The 19,821-nt window shown below is 65.4% G+C and carries 18 protein-coding genes; 3 read left to right on the top strand and 15 right to left on the bottom strand.

Going from position 1 to position 19,821, the window contains the following annotated elements; genetic code table 11:
* Nucleotides 1-5 precede the first annotated feature (5 nt).
* The 10 genes from M3I54_RS12315 to M3I54_RS12360 all read right to left on the bottom strand — a co-directional run bounded on the left by M3I54_RS12315 (nucleotide 6) and on the right by M3I54_RS12360 (nucleotide 10,032).
* Entirely contained in the window at nucleotides 6-902 is an 897-nt protein-coding gene (locus tag M3I54_RS12315) for a TauD/TfdA family dioxygenase (protein WP_254336149.1), read from the bottom strand.
* Between the two features lie 180 nt (nucleotides 903-1,082).
* Complete coding sequence (locus tag M3I54_RS12320) at nucleotides 1,083-1,871, bottom strand: enoyl-CoA hydratase/isomerase family protein (protein WP_254336151.1); 789 nt, start codon at nucleotides 1,869-1,871, stop codon at nucleotides 1,083-1,085.
* Between the two features lie 63 nt (nucleotides 1,872-1,934).
* Nucleotides 1,935-3,065 (bottom strand): acyl-CoA dehydrogenase family protein, encoded by a 1,131-nt coding sequence (locus tag M3I54_RS12325; RefSeq protein WP_254336153.1) that lies wholly within the window; start codon nucleotides 3,063-3,065, stop codon nucleotides 1,935-1,937.
* Nucleotides 3,066-3,074: 9 nt separating this feature from the next.
* Nucleotides 3,075-4,271, bottom strand: a complete 1,197-nt coding sequence (locus M3I54_RS12330) for an acyl-CoA dehydrogenase family protein (RefSeq protein ID WP_254336154.1) — start codon at nucleotides 4,269-4,271, stop codon at nucleotides 3,075-3,077.
* A gap of 17 nt (nucleotides 4,272-4,288) precedes the next feature.
* Entirely contained in the window at nucleotides 4,289-5,437 is a 1,149-nt protein-coding gene (locus M3I54_RS12335; RefSeq protein ID WP_254336156.1) for an acyl-CoA dehydrogenase family protein, read from the bottom strand.
* Between the two features lie 28 nt (nucleotides 5,438-5,465).
* The gene (locus M3I54_RS12340; RefSeq protein WP_254336158.1) at nucleotides 5,466-6,296 is read right to left on the bottom strand and encodes an SDR family NAD(P)-dependent oxidoreductase; all 831 of its coding nucleotides are present in this window, start codon (nucleotides 6,294-6,296) and stop codon (nucleotides 5,466-5,468) included.
* 32 nt (nucleotides 6,297-6,328) lie between these two features.
* Nucleotides 6,329-6,745 (bottom strand): MaoC family dehydratase, encoded by a 417-nt coding sequence (locus M3I54_RS12345; RefSeq protein ID WP_254336160.1) that lies wholly within the window; start codon nucleotides 6,743-6,745, stop codon nucleotides 6,329-6,331.
* Between the two features lie 25 nt (nucleotides 6,746-6,770).
* Complete coding sequence (locus tag M3I54_RS12350) at nucleotides 6,771-7,217, bottom strand: MaoC family dehydratase N-terminal domain-containing protein (protein ID WP_254336162.1); 447 nt, start codon at nucleotides 7,215-7,217, stop codon at nucleotides 6,771-6,773.
* A 14-nt stretch (nucleotides 7,218-7,231) separates the two neighbouring features.
* A complete protein-coding gene (locus M3I54_RS12355; protein ID WP_254336164.1) occupies nucleotides 7,232-8,416 on the bottom strand; it encodes a lipid-transfer protein in 1,185 nt (394 codons plus the stop codon).
* Between the two features lie 59 nt (nucleotides 8,417-8,475).
* Nucleotides 8,476-10,032, bottom strand: a complete 1,557-nt coding sequence (locus M3I54_RS12360) for a long-chain-fatty-acid--CoA ligase (RefSeq protein WP_254336167.1) — start codon at nucleotides 10,030-10,032, stop codon at nucleotides 8,476-8,478.
* A 375-nt stretch (nucleotides 10,033-10,407) separates the two neighbouring features.
* On the opposite strand from M3I54_RS12360, the gene M3I54_RS45115 reads away from it, so the two are divergent.
* Complete coding sequence (locus M3I54_RS45115; protein ID WP_254336172.1) at nucleotides 10,408-13,152, top strand: LuxR C-terminal-related transcriptional regulator; 2,745 nt, start codon at nucleotides 10,408-10,410, stop codon at nucleotides 13,150-13,152.
* 16 nt (nucleotides 13,153-13,168) lie between these two features.
* Nucleotides 13,169-13,642, top strand: a complete 474-nt coding sequence (locus tag M3I54_RS12370) for a PaaI family thioesterase (protein WP_254336173.1) — start codon at nucleotides 13,169-13,171, stop codon at nucleotides 13,640-13,642.
* Between the two features lie 96 nt (nucleotides 13,643-13,738).
* On the opposite strand, the gene M3I54_RS12375 is transcribed toward M3I54_RS12370, so the two are convergent.
* From M3I54_RS12375 to cyoA, 5 genes are all read right to left on the bottom strand, one after another.
* A complete protein-coding gene (locus M3I54_RS12375) occupies nucleotides 13,739-13,936 on the bottom strand; it encodes a CsbD family protein (RefSeq protein ID WP_133186942.1) in 198 nt (65 codons plus the stop codon).
* Nucleotides 13,937-14,043: 107 nt separating this feature from the next.
* Nucleotides 14,044-14,418, bottom strand: a complete 375-nt coding sequence (gene cyoD / locus M3I54_RS12380; protein ID WP_309249603.1) for a cytochrome o ubiquinol oxidase subunit IV — start codon at nucleotides 14,416-14,418, stop codon at nucleotides 14,044-14,046.
* Nucleotides 14,415-15,023, bottom strand: a complete 609-nt coding sequence (gene cyoC / locus M3I54_RS12385; RefSeq protein ID WP_254336174.1) for a cytochrome o ubiquinol oxidase subunit III — start codon at nucleotides 15,021-15,023, stop codon at nucleotides 14,415-14,417. The genes cyoD and cyoC overlap by 4 nt, the downstream gene beginning before the upstream one ends.
* Before the next feature lie 3 nt (nucleotides 15,024-15,026).
* Nucleotides 15,027-17,036, bottom strand: coding sequence for a cytochrome o ubiquinol oxidase subunit I (cyoB, locus tag M3I54_RS12390; RefSeq protein WP_254336175.1), 2,010 nt, complete (start codon nucleotides 17,034-17,036; stop codon nucleotides 15,027-15,029).
* A 7-nt stretch (nucleotides 17,037-17,043) separates the two neighbouring features.
* A complete protein-coding gene (gene cyoA / locus M3I54_RS12395; RefSeq protein ID WP_302058929.1) occupies nucleotides 17,044-18,057 on the bottom strand; it encodes a ubiquinol oxidase subunit II in 1,014 nt (337 codons plus the stop codon).
* A 172-nt stretch (nucleotides 18,058-18,229) separates the two neighbouring features.
* On the opposite strand from cyoA, the gene M3I54_RS12400 reads away from it, so the two are divergent.
* Nucleotides 18,230-19,624 carry a PLP-dependent aminotransferase family protein gene (locus tag M3I54_RS12400; RefSeq protein WP_254336176.1) on the top strand — a complete coding sequence of 465 codons (1,395 nt, stop codon included), beginning with the start codon at nucleotides 18,230-18,232 and terminating at the stop codon, nucleotides 19,622-19,624.
* Nucleotides 19,625-19,821: the final 197 nt, after the last annotated feature.

Below are 19,821 nucleotides of genomic sequence, written 5' to 3' on the forward strand. Positions count from 1 at the left end.
AGGCGTCAAAACGGCTTGTCGCCGATGATCGTTGCACGCATCATGCGCCGCACGGCCGGGAAATAGTCCTGAATGGCGTAGTGCTGGGTCGAGCGGTTGTCCCAGAACGCGATGGTGTTGGGCGCCCAGCGCAGCCGAACCTGGTACTCTGGCACGGCGGCCTGGCGAAACAGATACTGGAGCAGTTCGAGTTCGCCGTAGCGGTAGTCGAAGCCCACGCGAAACGTGCCTTTGCTCAGATAATTCGCAAGATGGGTCGTGAAGCCCTCGTTCACGTACAGGATTTTTTCGCCGCTTTCGGGATGCGTGCGGACCACGGGGTGCGTAACGGCGGGAAATTTCACGCGATTTGCGGCGCGCTCTTCGGCCGACATGCGCGAGCCGAATGACGGCATGATGTCATGAACGGCTTCGAGGTCGGCGAGTTGCTCCCTCACGGCTTGAGGCAGATCAGCATAGGCCTTCGCCATGTTCACCCAGATCGTGTCGCCGCCGCTGCGGGGGCATTCCACGCAACGCAGCATCGACGCCATCGAAGGAGTTTCGCGCCAGGAGACATCCGAGTGATAGATGTTCTCGCGCGCCTTCGAGGCCTGCGTGCCGCCCAGCAGGACAAGTTCGGGATGTTCGGCGTGATGCGGGAACACGGGATGCACTTCGAGCTGGCCAAATCGGCGTGCGAGCGCTACGTGCTGCGCGGGCGTGATGTCCTGGTCGCGCAAGAACAGCACCTTGTGCTGCACGAGCGCGGCGCGCAGCGCGGCGACGGTTGCGTCGTCCAGCGTTTCGCGCAGGTCAATACCGCTCACTTCCGCGCCGATGGCGGGCGAAACCGTGTCCAGCGTAAAGTGGGCGTGCGCAGGGGGCGGGCTCGCCTCGGGCGTGGCGATCGCGTTCGTCATGGCTTGTCTCCGTTATTCGGCGCCAGCGGGGCCGGCTCTTTCCGATAGGTGTTAACTTAGGGCGGACACAAATTACTGTCGTGGTCCTAAAGCAGGAAGCGGCAGAAGGCGCAAGTGTGTTCCGCGGTGCTTCGAACGGAGCAAGGGTTTGCCCGCAGGCTCCTCCGTTCGATCGGGCGCTCAGGCTTCGCGGTCGTTGCGTGGCCAGCGGAACAACGGCGCTTCCTTGCGTGCGAAGCGCGCCGCGGCCTCGCGCAGATACGGTGAGGTCAACGCGATGGCCTGTGCGGCCGCCTCCGCGTCGAGCAATGCACCGAAATCGCGCTCGAAAGTCTGCGCGAGCAAACGCTTGGTCATCGCGAATGCGTCCGGTGATTGCGCGCTCATGGCGAGCGCCAGTTCATGCGCTCGCGCGCACAGCGCATCGCCTGGCACCACCTCCAGCACGATGCCCAACGCTTGCGCTTCGCGCGCCAGAAGCTCGCGGGCCGAGTAGACGAGTTCACGCGTACGTTGCGTGCCGACGATGCGCGGCAGCGTATGCAACGCTGCCAGGTCGGGCACGAGGCCCATGCGCGCGAAAGCGAGGCAAAAACGCGCCCGCTCGCTCGCGACGATGAAGTCGGCCATCAACGCAATACTGAAGCCCGCGCCGTACGCCACCCCATCCACCGCTGCGATCACCGGCTTGTCGAACGTCGCCAGCACCTCGCACGGCCGCTGGCTCTCGATCATGCGGCGGCGCACGGCGGCCGTATCAGCGGGACCTTGCATCGCGCTCACGTCGCCGCCTGAGCAAAAATCGCTGCCTGCGCCAGTCAGGATCAACGCGCGCACCGTGGCGTCGCGGCGCAATGCTTCGATGGCATCCGCGAGCGCGGCGAGCGCCGCGGCGCTCAGGGCGTTCTTGCGATCCGCGTTGTCGAGCGTCAGCGTGGCGACGCCATTTTCAATGGTAGTCCTGATCATTTTCGGGAGAGTCGAACAGTCGAAGAAGAACCGCCCCGCATGACGCGGGGCGGAGCGCGAGGCTCAGTCTTCCATCGCCTCGATATAGCTTGCGAGATGATGGTCGATATCGCCGAGGAGCGGGTCGAACATCGTCAGGCGCTTGAAATAGTCGCCCACTTCCAGCTCGTCGGTCATGCCCATGCCGCCGTGCAGTTGCACCGCCTGCTGGCCAACGAAGCGCCCCGCCTCGGCTACCGTCACTTTCGCGGCAGCGAGCATGCGGCGGCGCTTGCGCGCATCGGGTTCGTCCAGCGCTTGCGCGGCGACGTAGGCCGTGGAGAGCGCCAGTTCTTTGTGCACGAGCATGTCCGCCATGCGATGCTGCAGCGCCTGGAAAGCGGCGAGCGGCTGGCCGAACTGGCGGCGCGTGCGCAAATACTCGCCGGTGATCTCGATCAGGCGCTCCATCGCGCCAGCCGCTTCCGCGCACAGCGCCGCGATCCCGCAGTCCACGCCGTGACCGAGCGCGGCCACGCCGTCGCCGGGCGTGCCGATCAGGGCTTCCGCGTCCAATGCGACGGCCTCGAACGATACGTCGGCGGCGCGCTGGCCGTCCATGGTCGGATAGCCGACCACGCTCACGCCCCGGCTCTCGCGCGGGACGAGGAAGAGCGCGATTTCGCCCGCGGCGTCACCCACGCGTGCGCTGACGATGAACGCATCCGCAGCTTCGCCATGCCAGACCAGCGCTTTCGCGCCATTGAGCACGTAGCCGCGCCCAACCGGCGTCGCGCGTGTGGCGTTCGTATCGAGCCGGTAGCGCGACGCGGTTTCCGCGTACGCTGGCACGACGACCTGCCGCCCCGTGGCGATCGCGCCAAGCCAGTGATCCTGCTGCGCGGCACTGGCGTATGCCGCGAGGATCGCGGTTGCCATGACGCTGCACGGAACGACCGGTTCGAGCACCAGCGCACGGCCCAGCTCGCGCTGCACCACGAGCCGGCTCGCCGGGCCTTCGCCGAACCCGCCGTATTCGGCGGGTGCCGTGAGACCGAGCACGCCCATTTCCGCAAGCCGTGTCCAGATCGTGCGATCGAAGCTCGCGCCCTCGCGCGTGCGCCGGCGCCGTTGCGCGAACGTGTATTCGCTTTCGACGAAGCGACGCAGGCTGTCCGCGAGCATTTGCTGTTCTTCGCTATACGTGAAGTCCATATGCGTGTCCTAAAAGCCGATGATCATCTTCGCGATGATGTTCTTCTGCACCTCGGTCGCGCCGCCGTAAATCGAGGTCTTGCGCATGTCGAAATAGGTAGACGCGGCAGGCGCCGCCCATTGCGGCCCGCTCACGGGGGCATGGGCGCCGGGTATGAGCCATCGCGGCGCGTAGGGCCAGCCGTGCGGTCCAGCCACTTCCTGCTGAAGCATGGCGATGTCCTGCTGCAGTTCCGAACCACGAATTTTCACGATCGATGCCTCGGGGCCGGGGCCGCGCCCGCCATCTGCCGTCGCCACGCGCAGCAGCAGCATTTCCAGCGCCATGAGGTTCATTTCGAGGCGAGCGATCTTGTCGCGCATGCGCGCGTCGTCGAGCATGCGGCCGCCTTTGCCGTCCGCGGCCTGCGCCGCGTAGTGCTTTAACTGCCGCAACTCGCGATAGCAATGGCCAATGCCTGCAATGGCCGTGCGCTCGTGCCCGAGCAGATACTTCGCGTAAGTCCAGCCGCGGTTCTCCTCGCCCACGAGATTCTCAACGGGCACTTCCACGTCCTCGAACCATGTCTCGTTCACGTCGTGGCCGCCGTCGAGCGTGACGATCGGCCGGACGGTGACGCCCGGAGACTTCATGTCGATCAGCAGCATCGAAATGCCTTCCTGCGGCTTCGATTCGGAGTCTGTTCTAACGAGGCAGAAAATCCAGTCCGCGAAATGAGCCATCGTGGTCCACGTTTTCTGCCCGCGTACGATGTACTTGTCGCCCTTGCGCACCGCGCGCGTTTTCAGCGAGGCGAGATCGGAGCCCGAACCGGGCTCGGAATAGCCCTGGCACCAGAAATCGTCGACGTTCGGAATGCGCGGCAAAAAGCGCGCCTGCATCTGCGGGCTCGCGTACTTCATGAGCACCGGTCCGATCATCGTGAGGCCGAACGGCAACAGGCGGGGCGCGCCCGCGCCGAGCGTCTCGATCTCGAAGATCAGGCGCTGCAGCGCGTTCCAGCCCGTGCCGCCGAATGCCTTGGGCCAGGTGGGCGCGCCCCAGCCATGCGCCTTGAGTATGCGGTGCCAGCGCACGTAATCGTCCTTCTCCACCCGCTGGTGCGCGAGCACTTTCTCGCGGATATCGGCGGGGAGATTCTCCCGCACGAACGCGCGCACTTCTTCGCGGAACGCCTGTTCCGCTTCGGTATAACGCAAATCCATCTGGTGCTCCTAAGACGTTACAGCGTGCGGGCGATCAGTTCCTTCATGATCTCGTTGGAGCCGCCGAATATCTTGCTCACGCGCGCATTCACGTAGAGCCGCGCGATCGGATACTCCATCATGTAGCCGTAGCCGCCGTGCAGTTGCAGGCATTCGTCGATGATTTCGCAGCTACGTTGCGTACACCACCATTTCGCCATCGCGGCCGTTTCCGCGTCGAGCTCGCCGCGCAGCACTTTCGCCATGCAATCGTCGATGAAGGTGCGTGCGATGGTCGCGTGAGTCTTGCATTCGGCGAGCTTGAAACGCGTGTTCTGCATGTCCAGCAGGCTCATGCCGAACACCTTGCGCTCGCGCACATAGGCAGTGGTGACGTCCAGCGCCTTTTCCATCGCGCTCAGCGCGCCGAGCGCGATGATCATGCGTTCCTGCGGCAACTGCTGCATCAACTGATAGAAACCCTTACCCTCTTCCGTGCCAAGCAGGTTTGCGCACGGCACGCGCACGTCGTCGAAGAACAGCTCGGCGGTGTCCTGGCCCTTCTGCCCCATCTTTTCGAGTACGCGTCCGCGCCGGAAGCCGGGCAGATCGTCCGTTTCCACGACGACGATCGACACGCCTTTCGTGCCCTTCGTCGGGTCCGTCTTGACGACGACGCAGATCAGGTCGGCGAGCAATCCGTTCGAAATAAAGGTCTTCGAGCCGTTGATGACATAGTGATCGCCGTCACGCATCGCACGCGTCTTGATGCTCTTGAGGTCCGATCCCGCGCCCGACTCGGACATCGCGATAGCCGCCACGCGTTCGCCGCTTGCCATTTTCGGCAGCCACTTGTGCTTTTGCTCCTCGGTGCCGTAGCGCAGGATGTAGTGCGCGACGATGCCGCTATGCACGTTCGTGCCGAGGCTCGACACCATCGCGCGAGACTGCTCGAGCGCGATGATGGCCTCATGCGCGAAGGTGCCTCCACCGCCGCCGTATTCCTCGGGAATGCTCGCGCAGAGCATGCCGAACTCGCCGGCCTTGCGCCACACCTCGCGGTCCACGTGCTGCTGCTTCCACCAGCGCTCCTCGTGTGGCGCGAGTTCGCGTTCGATGAACTTGCGGATCGAGTCCTGGAACAGCACGAGATCGTCCGTGATCCACGGACTGCGGTAATCAGCCATGTTCGACTCCTTCTATGCGAGGCACGTATTACGGACGGCCGCCGCCGACCACCAGCACCTGCCCCGTCACGTAGTTCGATTCGGGAATGCACATGAGATACACCGCGCCCGCGGCTTCTTCCGGCGTGCCGCCGCGGCCGATGGGAATCATCGCCTCGATGTTCTTCATAAGCTGCGCGTTGACGCCCACCTTGATTTCCTGGCCCGCGATGTCGATGGTCGCACTATTGCCCTCGCCTGCCACCGCCTCGGTGAGACGCGTCTTGATGAGGCCGAACGCCACGCTGTTCACGTTGACCTTGTAGCGGCCCCACTCTTTCGCGAGCGCCTTTGTGAGGCCGTTGATCGCGGCTTTCGCGGCCGAATAGTTCGCCTGGCCCGCGTTGCCCATCACGCCCGAAACGGAGGAGATGTTCACGACCTTGCGGAACACTTCCTGGCCCGCATCGGCTTCGGCCTTCGCGCTTTCGCGGAAGTAGTCGGCGGCGGCTCGCAGGATGCGGAACGGCGCGCTCACGTGCACGTCCATGATGGCGTTCCATTGCTCGTCGCTCATCTTCTGGATCACGTTGTCCCACGTATAGCCCGCGTTGTTGACGATGATGTCGAGGCGTCCGAATTCCTTGAGGGCGGTGCCGACGAAGCGCGTGCCGAAGTCCGCCTCGGTCACGCTGCCCGCGCACGCCACGGCCTTGCCGCCCGCCTGGACGATCTCGGCCACCACGCTCTGCGCGGGTTCGGCGTCCAGGTCGTTTACCACGACTGCCGCACCTTCGCCCGCGAGCTTCAGTGCAATTTCACGGCCGATGCCGCGGCCCGAACCCGATACGATCGCGACCTTGCCAACCAGCTTGCTCATCTTCTGTCTACTCCGTGTGTGTGATGGATCGTTCAGGCGTCGAGCGCGACGAGCGCCTCGCCTGACAGCTTGATTTCGCCGAGGGCGTCGCGCGTGGTGAGCGCGACTCTCACGGTGCGTGCAGTCTCGTCGCGCTCGGTGACGACGCCGCTGCAGGTGATGGCGTCGCCCACCTGCGTAATCGCCGCGAAGCGCACCGAGAACTCGCGGACGGCCTGCTGCGGCACCCAGTTCGTGAGCAGCCGCCCGAGATACGCCATGGAAAGCATGCCGTGCGCGAACACGTCGGGCATGCCGGCGCGGCGCGCGAAGTCCAGATCGACGTGAATCGGGTTGTGGTCGCCGGAGGCGCCCGCGTAAAGTGCGAGCGTGAGGCGCGTGAGCGGCGCGGCAACGAACGGCGGCAACGCGCTGCCTACGGCCAGGTCGTTCAAACGAATCGATTGCATGTTGGCTCCTGCTCCTGCTTTTCTATCAACCGTTGCGCACGACGATCACGCTGCGCAGGTCTGCAACGGGCGCGTCGTCTTGTGCGTTCGTCACGCGTGTTTCGCGCACGACGAACTCCAGCGCGCCGCCCTTCTTGTCGTAGATGTCCGCGATACGTGTTTCGAATGCGAGGCGTTCGCCCGCGAATGCCATGCGGTGATAGCGGAAACGCTGCTCGCCGTGCAGCACGCGGCCGATGTCGATATTCAGGCGCTCGACGGTCGCGCGCGGATTGGGCGATTCCATTTCGAGGCAGAACAGGAACGTGGGCGGCACGGGCAGCGCGGGATAGCCGGCTGCTCTGGCGGCCTCGTCGTCGACGTAACGGCTGTCCGTCTGGCCGGTCGCCCGCGCGAAGAAGCGCAGGCGGCCCGCCTCGACGAGTGCCGTGTGGCGCGAGATCAGTGCGCCGATATGGCTTTTGTCGATCATCGTCGGGCCTCGCGTTACTGGCGCTCGTAGAGCGTGACCACGCACGCGCCGCCGAGTCCGAGGTTGTGCTGGAGGCCGAAGCGCGCGCCGGCGACCTGGCGGTCCTGCGCCTGCCCACGCAGTTGCCACACGAGTTCGGTGCATTGCGCGAGACCTGTTGCGCCAAGCGGATGGCCTTTCGAAAGCAGGCCGCCCGAGGGGTTCGTGACGACACGGCCGCCATAGGTGTTGTCGCCGTCGAGAATGAACTTCTCCGCCGTGCCCTCGGGCGTGAGGCCGAGCCCCTCGTAGGTGATCAATTCGTTCGCCGTAAAGCAGTCGTGCAGTTCGACGACCTGAATATCTTCGGGGCCGACGCCCGCCTTTTCATACACCTGTTGCGCGGCGGCACGCGTCATGTCGTAGCCCACCACCTTGCGCATGTCGCCTTCGTCGAACGTGCTGTTGCGGTCGGTCGTCATCGCCTGGGCCTTGATGACCACGCGCGTGTCGAGTCCGTGCTTCTTCGCGAACGCTTCCGAGCACACGATCGCCGCGGCAGCGCCGCACGTGGGCGGACAGCACTGCAAGCGCGTGAGCGGATCGAAGACGGCGGGCGAAGCCATCACCTCTTCGAGCGTCACGGTGTTGCGAAACACGGCGAAAGGGTTGCGCGCGGCGTGCTGGCGCGCTTTCACGGAAATGCGCCCGAACGTCTCCGGCTTGATGTCGTATTCCTTCATGTAGGCGCGGCCGCCGCCGCCGAAGAATTGCGCCGCACGCGGCGCGGTTTCGTCGAAGCCTTGCACGTCGAGCATGGTCTTGACGAAACGCTCCATCGGCGTGGGACGGTCGGTGTACGCGCCCTTGAGCGCGCCGGGCACCATCTGCTCGAAGCCGAGCGCGATGGCGCATTCCACAGCTCCGCTTTCCACGGCCTGGCGCGCGAGGAAGAGCGCGGTGGAGCCCGTCGCGCAGTTGTTGTTGACGTTCACGACAGGAATGCCCGTGAGGCCCACGCCATAGATGGCGGCCTGGCCGGAGGTCGAATCGCCGAACACGTAGCCCACGTAGGCCTGCTCGACGAGCGCGTAGTCGATGCGCGCATCGGCGAGTGCTGCCTTCGCGGCATTGGCGCCCATCGTGGCGTAGTCGTCGCTCGCGCCGGGCTTGGTGAACGGAATCATGCCAACGCCGGCTACTACAACCTTGTTGCTCATTTTGGATACCTGATTAAGTGAGATTGCTATTTAACGATGACGATGCCCACCCGTGCGGATCAGCCCACCTGTCGGGACTGGCTCTGCCAGTACGGCGCGCGCAGATCGCGCTTGAGAATCTTGCCGGCGGCCGAAAGCGGCAGCGCCTCGCGGAACTCGACGCTCTTCGGGCACTTGTAGCCGGCGATGAACTGGCGGCAGTGCTCGCGCAGCGCGGCTTCGTCCACGTCGCTGCCGCTACGTGCGACGACCACGGCGTGCACGGCTTCGCCCCAGCGCGCATCGGGAACGCCGATCACGGCGCATTGCGCAACGGCGGGATGGCGCGAGAGTACGTTCTCGACTTCGGCGGAATAGACGTTCTCGCCGCCCGTCACGATCATGTCCTTCATGCGGTCGACGATGAAGAGGTAGCCGTTTTCATCCATATAGGCGCCATCGCCGGTATGCAGCCAGCCGTCGCGCAGCGCCTCGCGCGTTTCTTCGGGCTTGTTCCAGTAGCCGAGCATGACGTTCGCGCCGCGCACGGCGATCTCGCCCACGGTATTGCGCGGCACTTCCACACCTTCGGCATCGACGATCATCACGGTCACGCCATAGCCCGCACGCCCGGCCGAGCGGTACAGGCCGCTCGCGCGCCCTTCGGGGCCATGGTTCGCGGGCGGATTGACCGACACCACGGGCGACGCCTCCGTGAGACCGTAAGCGTGAAAGAATTCGATGCCGGGCAGCGCCGCGAGCGCGGCGTCGAGCAAACCCGCGGCGATCGGCGAAGCGCCGTAATAGATGCGCCTGAGCGACGAAAGGTCGCGCCGGCTGAAGTCGGGGTGCTCCAGCACGGATTGCAGCATGGTCGGCACGAGCAGGACCTCGTCCACGCGCTCGCGCTCGATCGCTTCGAGCACCGCGCGCGGCTCGAAAGTGGGCACCACCACGTGCGTATCGCCGGCCACGAAATGGCCCACCGCGCGCGCCATCGCCGCCGTGTGGAAAAGCGGCGCCGCATGCAGCGAAATGGCGTGCGCGTAGCCGCGAAACTCCGCCATGCGCGTAGTCGCCGACGACCACAGGTTCAGGTGGGACTGCATCACGCCCTTGGGTCGGCCTGTCGTGCCGCCGGTGTACATGATGGTCGCGAGATCGTTGCCGCCGCGAAACGCGTCTGCCACAGGCTGCGCGTGCGCGATCAGCGCCTCGTAAGCGAGCATGCCGGGCGGTGCTTCACGCTCGCCGGTGTAGACGAGCGTCGGGCGATGCGCTGCGCTCGCCGCGATGTCCCCGGCGAGCGGCAGGAAGTGGTCGTCCACCAGCAGGATGCGCGTGTCGCAGTCGTCGAGCGAGTAGGCGATCTCGGGCACGCTCCAGCGGATATTCACGGGGTTGAGCACGCCGCCGCCCCACCACACGCCGAGCATGTATTCGAGATAGCGGTCGGAATTGAGCGCGAGCATGCCCACGCGGTCGCCCGCGCCCATGCCGAGCGACTGGAGCGCGCCGGCTAGCCGCGCCACGCGCGCGCCCAGCTCCGCGAAAGTGCGCGCGCGCTCGCCGAAGCGGATCGCGACTTCCGCGGGGTGTTGCTGCACGCAGCGATGCAGGCCTTGAGTGAGGTACATGGTGTCTCCGAGCTTCTTTGTGTCGTTCTGGCTGCACCAGTTGATCGCCAGTTGATCGCCAGTTGATCGCCGGTTGGTCGATCGTGGCGCGGCTGCCGTGAAGTCGATGTCACTTTAGGCGCACGCCCGCCCGCTGTCCTGAGCCGAAGGGAGGATTTTGGGGTGTGCACACGAATCGTTCGAAAGGAGTACGACGTCGGGCCGCCGCTGTGGAAGAATAGCCTTACGGTTGCGCAAGCAGCGTAAAAACAGGGCGCGACCCTTCGCGCCAGCAATAACGAACCGAGTGAGACAGGTCCGCCGCCGCGCCAACCCGCGCGGCCGGTGGTCCCGCAAGGCGCGCCGCCGCGCGCGCCGCAGAAGGAAACAGCGCCTGTGAACATCATCGATGCCCACGCCGCGAGCGGCCATCAGAATCCTCCCCGCGGAATCGTCGCGTCGAAGCTGACGCCGCCCGCGGACAGCCCGTCACATCTGTTGCGCAGGCAACTGATCGAGACGATTGCAAGCGCCCAGACGGCGCGTCTCGTGCTGATCCGCGCTTCGGCGGGCTTCGGCAAGACCACGCTCCTGCAGCAGTACGCCGGGCATTGCCGCGCCCATCGCCGCGAGGTCGCGTGGCTGCGCCTCGACGCCGCCGACAACGACTTGGGGCGCTTCCTGCAGCATCTCGACGCCGCGTTGCCCGGCACACGCACGCCGCGCGCGCTCACGCTCGACCCGGACACGTTCGCGTCGAGCCTGATCGAGCGCGTGGCGGCGCACGGCAAGCCGCTCGCCATCCTGTTCGACGACTTCGAGTCGGTCCAGAGCCCCGCCGTGCTCGCCTTCATGCAAGACCTGATCGCCGCCCTGCCGCCTGGCAACGCGCTCGTGGCCGCCTCGCGCGTGACGCCCGAGCTCGGCATCGGGCGCATCCGCGCGCGCGGCGAGCTGCTCGACATCAATCCTGCCGCACTGCGCTTCACGCTCGCGGAGGCGAGTGCATTCATCCGCGAGAAATGCGCGCTGCCGCTGCGCGACGCCGATATCGCCACGCTTCATCGCTGCACCGAAGGCTGGGCCACGGCCATCTATCTGGCCACGCTCTCGCTGCGCACGCGCACCGACCATGCGGCCTTCGTCGCCTCGTTTTCGGGCACGAACCTCGAGCTCGCGGAATATCTCGCCGAGGACATCCTCGCACGGCAATCCGAAGCGTGCCGCTCGTTCCTGCTGGAGACGAGCGCGCTGCCGGAGTTCTCCGCCGCGCTTTGCGACGCCGCCACCGGACGCAACGACAGCCGCGAGATGCTGGACTATCTGGAGCGCGCCAATCTCTTTCTCGTGCCGCTCGACGGCGAGCGTAGCTGGTATCGCTATCACCGGCTGTTCGCGAGCTTCTTGCAGCATCGGCTGCGTGCGGCGCAGCCGGAACGTGAACGCGAAGTGCACGGCGCGGCCGCACGCTGGTACCTCGATGCGCAACGTCCCGTGCCCGCCATCGACCATCTCCTCGACGCGGGCGACGAAGCCGGCGCGCTCGCCGAAATCGCACGCCATTCGCGTGCATTGCTCGGCAGCGGCCGGCTGCGCCTTTTGATGCGCTGGCTCGACCGCATCGGCGCCGCGCGGCTCGCCACGCGGCCCGACGTCGGCCTCACTTACGCATGGGTGCTGCTCCTGAACCGCCGCTATGCCGACGCCATGCGCACGACGCAGAGCATTGTCGAGGGCAGCGTCGGGCAGCCCAACCAGGACAGCGTGGCCTTCGTGGCCGAAGCGATTCGCGGCGTACTGCTCGCGCTCACCGACCAGGTCGAGGCATGCGCGCAAACGAGCGCTACCCTGCTCGATCGCTTGCCTGACCGTGCGAACTTCTCGTTCTATAGCCTCACGAATTCGCTCGCCTTCAGCTACGTCTGCACCGATCGTTACGACGAAGCGCGCGGCGTGCTCTCGCGTGCGTTGCGGCGCGCTCACGATCATCCCTATGTCGTGATGCGCACGATGGCGGAAACCATCGAAGGGTGCATCGATCTGGTGCAGGGGCGGCTTGGCACGGCGCTGGCGCGGCTCGAAATTTCGGCGGCCAACGCCACGGCGAACCGCACCGTGGACTCGGGCGGCGGCCGCACCAGCGTGGACGGCGTGCGCTCGCTCGCGCTCTACGAGAAAAACGCGCTCGATGAAATGACGCATCTGCTCGCCGATGCGCTGCCGCGCGCCAAGCGTGTGGGCGTGACTGACGGGCTGATCGCCACGCATGTGCTTTCGGCGCGCGCGGCGCTCATCGAAGGCAATGTCGAGCAGTGGTTGCGCCTGCTCGCCGAGCTCGAACAGTTGGGCCGCGCAGTCGAATCGGACCGCGCCGTGAGCGCCGCATGGCTCGAACGCACGCGCGTCGCCACGCTCGATGGCCGCTTCGACGCCGCCGAGCAGGCGCTGCGCGCGGCCACGCTGCACGCGGATTGGGCGCGCCCGGGGGTCTCCTATCACGCGAGCGAGATCGACGAACCGGTGATCGCGCGCTGCCGCCTCGATATCGCGCAAGGACGCTACGCCACGGCTTGCGCGGCGCTGAGCGAAGCACTGGAGCAGGCGAGCGCGCGGCGGCGTCATTGGCGCGCGCTGAAGTTGCGAGTTTTGCTCGCACTCGCGCTCGACGGCAACGGCGAGCGCACCGCCGCCTTCGACACGCTCACGGAAGCGCTGCGCATGGCGAGCCACGAAGGCTTCGTGCGCGCGTTCCTCGATGAAGGCGAAGCACTCATGCGCCTGCTTCGCGCGTGGGCCGAGCGCGGCCCCACGCAGATCGGCTCGCTAGGCGTGGTGCCCGGTTTCGTCGCCCAGTTGCTGGACGGCGTGGCTCCCTCCCACGCGCGCATGGCGGATTCGACGACGGGTGCCGCCGATCTCTCGCCCTACGCCGCGGATGCTCCCGGCGACGCGCTCACAGCGCGCGAGCTGGACGTGCTGCGCATGCTTACGGCAGGCCACCGCAACCGCGTGATCGCGGAGAAGCTGTTCGTGTCGGAGCTGACGGTGAAGTCGCATCTTCGCAAGATCAACGCCAAGCTCGGCGCGGGCAACCGTACCCAGGCGGTCGCCATCGGCCGCGCGAAAGGGCTGATTCCCTGATTCAGGAACCCGAACCATGAACGATCGCCTGCACGCGAATGACATCTCGCTGAACGTTGCGCACGCGGCCGCCGAAAGCGACGACGACGCCCCGCCGCCCGGCTTCGTGGCGTTGCCGTTCCGCACGGGCTATATGGGTCAATTCGGCACGCTATACGTCGACGAAGCGCGCGGCGTGATCGGCACGCGCGTCAGCGAGCGCCATTTGAACAATCTGGATATCGCGCACGGCGGCATGCTGGCCACGCTCGCCGACACCGCCATTGGCGCGGCCATGATACGCGCGGCGGGACGCGAACGCCCGGCGGTCACGGCGCATCTGGGGCTCGATTACCTCGGTTCCGTGCGTCCCGGCGACTGGCTGGAAGCGCACGTGGCGCTCGACAAAATGGGCGCACGCCTGCGCTTTGCCACGTGCCGCCTGATCGTCGATGAGCGCTGCGTGCTCAAAGCCAACGCGACCTTCGCGGTGCTGAGCCCGCCGGCCTGAGCGCCGAGCTCGCGCCAGGTGCGGACAGCATGACGCCGCCGCCCCTTTCGAGGCGGCGGCGCTGTGGGTTAGCCATCGCTTGTCAGTGACCGCTTGTCAGTGATGGCGCTTCACGTCCTTCGCCATGTCCTTTGCGGCCTCCTTCATGTCACCAACGTTCTTGCGTGCCTGACCAGCTTCCTGCTGGAGGTCCCCCTTCAATTCGCGCGCCGGGTTGTCGGTTGCGCGGCCCACGGCCTCATTGACCTTGCCCTTCACCTTCTCAGCCGTGCCCTTCACCTGGTCCTTGTTCATGGTCACACTCCACGTAAAAGCGACGATGTGTCGCGACGCTTCGTATAGCGCATGCACTGTGCCTGAGGTTTCCGGCGCGCGCGTATTGAGGGACGCAACATAACGCGTCAATCGTGCGCCATGGCGCGGTCGATCGAGATCTGCGTAGGCATCATGTTGACGTTCGCGTTGTGCATGACCCACAGCGAAAGCCCGACAATCACCGCAATCAGAAACGCCGTGCAGACAAAAATGGCCGTGTTGGCGCGCTGGCTGCGTGATGCACCGATATGCAGGAAATACACGAGTTGCACGACGAGCTGCGCGATGCAGAGCACGACGATGGCCGCAAGCCCGAAGGCCGGCGAAACGACTCGAAACATCACCACACCGAACGACGCGAGCGTCAGCACGAGCGAGAGCACGGTGCCGATCATGTAGCCCTTGAGGCTGCCGTGCGACGCGTCATGCACGGCGTGGTGAGTGGCATGGGACTGGCTCACAGGAAACCTCGCAGATAAACGAACGTAAACACACAGATCCACACGAGATCGAGAAAGTGCCAGAAGAGGCTCAGGCAAGCGAGGCGGCGGCGAACCGTGCCGGTCAGACCGAACTTGAAGGTCTGGTGCATCATGATCGCGATCCACAACAGACCTGCCGTGACGTGCAGGCCGTGCGTGCCGACCAGCGTGAAGTACGCCGAAAGATATGCGCTCGTGCCGGGCCCCGCTCCGTCGGCGATGAGCTTGGCGAACTCGTTCACCTCCATCGCGACGAAGCCCGCGCCGAACAGGAACGTGACGGCGAGCCACACGATCACCTGGCCGCGCCGCTGCGCGTAGAGATTCAGCATGGCCATGCCAAAGGTGACACTGCTCGCAAGCAGCAGCAGCGTTTCGCCTAGCACGTAGGGCAGCTCGAACAGATCTCTCGCGCCCGGACCGCCTGCCGTCGCATTCGCGAGCACGCCGAACGTGGCGAAGAGCGTCGCGAAGATGAGGCAGTCGCTCATCAGGTAGATCCAGAAGCCCAGTGTGGTCCTGGTACTGTCGTGATCATGGCCATGACCATGACCATGGGCGTGATTAGTAGCAGCGTGAGCCATGGTTTACGCCATCTCCTCAATGTGCTCGGATTGATCGAAACGCTGGATGCCGAGTTGCTTGAAGCGCGCGTTCTCGATGCGCTCGACCTCGGCGGCCGGGACCCAGTAATCCACGTCCTGGTTGTAAGTGCGCACGATGAACGTGGCGATCATGCCGATGAGCCCCGCCACCGCGAACAGCCACATGTGCCATACGATCGCAAAGCCGAACAGCAGGCTGAATGCGGCGATGATGAAGCCCGCACCCGTATTGCGGGGCATATGGATGTCTTCGTACCTGCGCGGCTGCACGTAGGCGCGGCCCGCTTCCTTGTTGTCCCAGTGCTGCTCCATCGAGGTGATCTCCGGCAGCACGGCGAAGTTGTAGAACGGCGCGGGCGAAGCGGTCGACCACTCGAGGCTGCGGCCATCCCACGGGTCACCGGTCACGTCGCGGTTCGCTTCGCGATCGCGCAGGCTCACCACGATCTGCACGATGAACGAGAGAATGCCGAGGCCCACGAACACCGCGCCCACGAGCGCCACCACGAGCCACGGATGCCACTCGGCCACTTCATAGTGATTCATGCGTCGCGTCATGCCTTCGAAGCCGAGAATGTAGAGCGGCGTGAACGCGAGCCAGTAGCCGATCAGCCAGCACCAGAACGACACCTTGCCCCAGAACTCGTTGAGCGTGAAACCAAACACCTTGGGGAACCAGAAGCTCACACCCGCAAGACAACCGAACACCACCCCGCCGATGATCACGTTATGGAAGTGCGCAACGAGAAAGAGCGAGTTATGCAGCACGAAGTCCGCACCAGGCACGGCCAGCAGCACGCCCGTCATGCCGCCCACGGCGAACGTCACCATGAAGCCGATGGTCCAGAGCGTGGCGCTGTGATAGCGGATGCGGCCGCGGTACATCGTGAAGAGCCAGTTGAAGAGCTTCACGCCGGTCGGAATCGAAATGACCGTGGTCATGATGCCGAAGAACGCATTGACGTTCGCGCCCGAGCCCATCGTGAAAAAGTGGTGCAGCCACACGAAGAACGAAAGAATGCCGATCGACGCCGTGGCATAGACCATCGACTTGTAGCCGAACAGCGGCTTGCCTGAGAACGTCGCAATGATTTCCGAGTACGCACCGAATGCGGGCAAGATGAGGATGTACACCTCCGGGTGACCCCAGACCCAGATCAGGTTGATGTACATCATCGCGTTGCCGCCCAGCTCGTTCGTGAAGAAGTGCATGTCGAAGTAGCGGTCCATCGTGAGCAGCGCGAGCGTGGCGGTGAGCACCGGGAACACGGCAACGATCAGGATGTTGGTGATGAACGCCGTCCACACGAACACCGGCATTTTCATCATGTCCATGCCCGGCGCGCGCATGCGCAGGATCGTGACGATGAAGTTGATGCCCGAGAGCGTGGTGCCGAGGCCCGATAGCTGCAGCGACCATATGTAGTAGTCCATACCCACTGTCGGGCTATAACCAAGCTCCGAGAGCGGCGGATAGGCCACCCAGCCCGTGGCCGCAAAATCGCCCACGAACATGGAGACCATCACGAGCACGGCGCCCACCACCGAAAGCCAGAAGGAGAGCGAGTTGACGAACGGATAGGCCACGTCGCGCGCGCCGATCTGCAGCGGCACGACCACGTTCATCAAGCCGAGAATGAGCGGCGTGGCCACGAAGAAGATCATGATGACGCCGTGCGCCGTGAAGATCTGGTCGTAGTGATGCGGCGGCAGATAGCCCGCGGCGTCGCCATACGCGATGGCTTGTTGCGCGCGCATCATGATCGCGTCGGCGAAACCGCGCAGCAGCATGACGACCGCGAAAATGATGTACATGACACCAATGCGCTTGTGATCGACCGACGTGATCCACTCGCGCCACAAATAGCCCCACTTGCCCGCGATCGTGATCGCGGCGAGCAAGGCAAGACCGCCGAGCGCCACGACGGCGCCCGTGCCCATGATGATCGGCTCGTGCCAGGGAACGGCGTCGAGCGTGAGTTTTCCGAACATGGTGTGATTACTCCGCTGCCAGGATGGCACTACGGTTGAGCGTGAGCGCCGCGGCGCCTGTGCCAGGGACTGCGCTTGGGACCGTGCCGCAAATCGGATTGCCGTGCACGTCACGCATGTATTTGCCGACCACGCCGTCGAACAGGCCCGGCGCGACGTTCGAATAGAGCATCACCGGCGTCTTTTCGCCCGGCAACGCGAGCTGTTCGTAGGCCGCGCGGCTCAGCATCGTGGGCGACGACTTCGCCTGCGCGATCCAGGCGTCGAAGTCGGCGCGGCTTTTGGCCAGCGTTTCGAAATGCATGTCGGAGAAGCCCGGGCCGCTGAATGCCGCCGAGCGGCCTGCATAGATGCCGGGCTCATTCGCGATGAGGTGCAGCTTCGTCTGCATGGCAGGCATCGCATACACCTGGCTGCCCAGTTGCGGGATGAAGAACGAGTTCATCAGCGACTCGGCGGTGAGGTTGAACTCAACGGGCGTATCCACGGGGATCGCGAGCTGGTTCACGGAGGCCACGCCGTAGTCCGGGTAGATGAAGAGCCACTTCCAGTTGAGCGCGACCACGTCCACGCGCACGGGCTTCGTTTGCGATTCGATCGGGCGATACGGGTCGAGCGAGTGCGTCGTGCGCCAGATCAGCACGGCGAGCGTGAGCACGATCACGCACGGAATCGTCCACACCACCACTTCGATGGCCGTGGAATGCGACCAGCGCGGCGCGTAAGTCGCCTTCGTGTTGGAGGCGCGGTAGCGCCACGCGAACCACAACGTGAGCACGATCACGGGAATCACGACGAGCAGCATCAGGCCGAGCGCGATCAGGATCAGGTTCTTTTCCTGGACGCCGATGTCGCCCTTCGGGGCGAGCAGCGCCATGTTGCAGCCGCTGAGCAGCACGAGCGGTGTGCCCCCCGCGACGAGAGCCGCGCGGCGCAGAAAGCGGGTAATGTGGGGTGGACGTGGTGAAGAAGGCGGGCCGGCCGTAGCGGCCCGCCCCGAGCGAGGGTCTGGATTGCACATGTCTGGTTCCAAGATTGACGTTCGCGCAAACCCATCCATACGTGCTCACTCTGCTGCCGCACGAGCGGCCTCGGAGGGCCGCCGCAGAAGCCATACATAGCCTATATGTATGGATTTACGCGCTTCATGCACGCATGCTAGAGTAAGACATGACGCATACATCCGCGACAGAATGACACACGACCAAGCTGCCGAAAGCGCCGGCGAGATCAATGCATGGGCCACGGCGATGCAGTCCGGCAACAGCCCGCGCTACCTCCAGCTCGCCGATTTCATCGAAGGCGCGGTGGCGCAAGGCACACTGCGCCCCGGCGAGCGCGTGCCCGCGCAGCGCAGCCTCGCCACCCTGCTTTCGGTCGATCTGACCACCGTCACGCGCGGCTTCAACGAAGCCAGGCGGCGCGGGCTGATCGAGGCGCGCGGGCCGCTAGGCACCTTCATTGCCGCGCCGCGCGCCGAATTGCTCCAGCGCGTGGACCTCAGCATGAACATCCCGCCCGCGCCCGCCGGCCTCGACATGAACGCGTTGCTGCGCGAAGGCATGGCGCGCGTGCTGGTGCGCAGCGACGCCGATCTGCTCATGACCTACCACATGGGCGGCGGCGGCCGCGCCGACTGGCACGCGGGCGCGAAGTGGTTGCAGCCCATGCTCGGCCACGTCGGGCCCGATCGCGTGGTGGTCTGTCCCGGCGCGCAGGCGGCGCTTGCCGCGCTCATCCTCGCCTTCACGCAGCCGGGCGAGGTCATCCTCGCCGAGCCGCTGCTCTATCCGGGCCTGCCGCACGCGGCGGCGCAACTGGGCCGCCGCATCGCCCCCGTTGCCGTCGATGCCCACGGCATGCGCCCCGACGCGCTCGAAGCGGCTTGCCGCGAGCACGCGGCGCGGCTCATCTACGTGAATCCCACGTTGCAGAACCCGACGACGGCGACCATGCCGCAGGCGCGCCGCCTGGAAATCCTGCGGGTGGCGCAGCGCTGCGGCGCGCGTATCGTCGAAGACGATCCTTACTGGCGTTTCGCGCCCGATGCGCCCGCGCCGCTTGCCCGGCTCGCGCCCACTCAGGTCTGCTATCTCGCGACGCTTTCCAAGACGCTCTCGCCCGGCTTGCGCACGGCTTACCTCGCGCTGCCCGATCAAGAGGCGCACACACGCTTCGTGGCCGCGCTGCGCACGTTCTCGCTCATGGCCGCGCCGCTCACCAACGCGCTCGCCACGCACTGGATCGAGGAAGGCGTGGCCGAGCAGATCTTCGCGGATGTGAAGGCCGAAGCGCGCGAGCGCCAGCGCATCGCGGCGCACACGCTGGGATCGTCGGCGGGCGCGGGCATTCACCTCTGGTACACGCTGCCGCGCTACTGGCAGGCGCGCGAGCTGGCCGCGGCCGCGAGCACCGAGGGCCTCGCCGTGGCGCCCTCAACGGCGTTCCAGCAAGGCCCGGAAACCGCGAACGCGATCCGCATTTCTCTGGGTGCGACGGGCGGGCGCGAACAACTGCAGGCCGCGCTGCGCAAGCTCTCGGCGCTGCTCGCGAACGACCGCAGCGCGCATGCGCAAGTCATCGTGTGACGGCATTTGCCGCGACTTTCCCCCTGGCATCGCAATTGCTGCGGTGTATCGTTTCCCTTCTCCAGCGCGGCTGCGCGACCATGCCCACATAATGGCAAAGACGCGGCGCAGCGGCGCAAGTACACTCGTCGCAGCAGCCGCGACCGGATTCGAGTAACCGCGCCCGCAAGGGCGCCCCACATGCGGGAGATAGGACG

Source organism: Paraburkholderia sp. CNPSo 3274 (assembly GCF_024206475.1).
Lineage (GTDB): Bacteria > Pseudomonadota > Gammaproteobacteria > Burkholderiales > Burkholderiaceae > Paraburkholderia.

Excerpts from the sequence above, each read along its gene's own strand:
- cyoC (WP_254336174.1), bottom strand. The coding sequence starts at position 15,023 with ATGGCTCACGCTGCTACTAATCACGCCCATGGTCATGGTCATGGCCAT.
- cyoB (WP_254336175.1), bottom strand. The coding sequence starts at position 17,036 with ATGTTCGGAAAACTCACGCTCGACGCCGTTCCCTGGCACGAGCCGATC.
- M3I54_RS12315 (WP_254336149.1), bottom strand. The coding sequence starts at position 902 with ATGACGAACGCGATCGCCACGCCCGAGGCGAGCCCGCCCCCTGCGCAC.
- M3I54_RS12370 (WP_254336173.1), top strand. The coding sequence starts at position 13,169 with ATGAACGATCGCCTGCACGCGAATGACATCTCGCTGAACGTTGCGCAC.
- M3I54_RS12340 (WP_254336158.1), bottom strand. The coding sequence starts at position 6,296 with ATGAGCAAGCTGGTTGGCAAGGTCGCGATCGTATCGGGTTCGGGCCGC.
- M3I54_RS12345 (WP_254336160.1), bottom strand. The coding sequence starts at position 6,745 with ATGCAATCGATTCGTTTGAACGACCTGGCCGTAGGCAGCGCGTTGCCG.
- M3I54_RS12330 (WP_254336154.1), bottom strand. The coding sequence starts at position 4,271 with ATGGATTTGCGTTATACCGAAGCGGAACAGGCGTTCCGCGAAGAAGTG.
- M3I54_RS12335 (WP_254336156.1), bottom strand. The coding sequence starts at position 5,437 with ATGGCTGATTACCGCAGTCCGTGGATCACGGACGATCTCGTGCTGTTC.
- M3I54_RS12350 (WP_254336162.1), bottom strand. The coding sequence starts at position 7,217 with ATGATCGACAAAAGCCATATCGGCGCACTGATCTCGCGCCACACGGCA.
- M3I54_RS12355 (WP_254336164.1), bottom strand. The coding sequence starts at position 8,416 with ATGAGCAACAAGGTTGTAGTAGCCGGCGTTGGCATGATTCCGTTCACC.
- M3I54_RS12360 (WP_254336167.1), bottom strand. The coding sequence starts at position 10,032 with ATGTACCTCACTCAAGGCCTGCATCGCTGCGTGCAGCAACACCCCGCG.
- M3I54_RS12320 (WP_254336151.1), bottom strand. The coding sequence starts at position 1,871 with ATGATCAGGACTACCATTGAAAATGGCGTCGCCACGCTGACGCTCGAC.
- M3I54_RS12375 (WP_133186942.1), bottom strand. The coding sequence starts at position 13,936 with ATGAACAAGGACCAGGTGAAGGGCACGGCTGAGAAGGTGAAGGGCAAG.
- M3I54_RS12400 (WP_254336176.1), top strand. The coding sequence starts at position 18,230 with ATGACACACGACCAAGCTGCCGAAAGCGCCGGCGAGATCAATGCATGG.
- M3I54_RS12325 (WP_254336153.1), bottom strand. The coding sequence starts at position 3,065 with ATGGACTTCACGTATAGCGAAGAACAGCAAATGCTCGCGGACAGCCTG.
- cyoA (WP_302058929.1), bottom strand. The coding sequence starts at position 18,057 with ATGTGCAATCCAGACCCTCGCTCGGGGCGGGCCGCTACGGCCGGCCCG.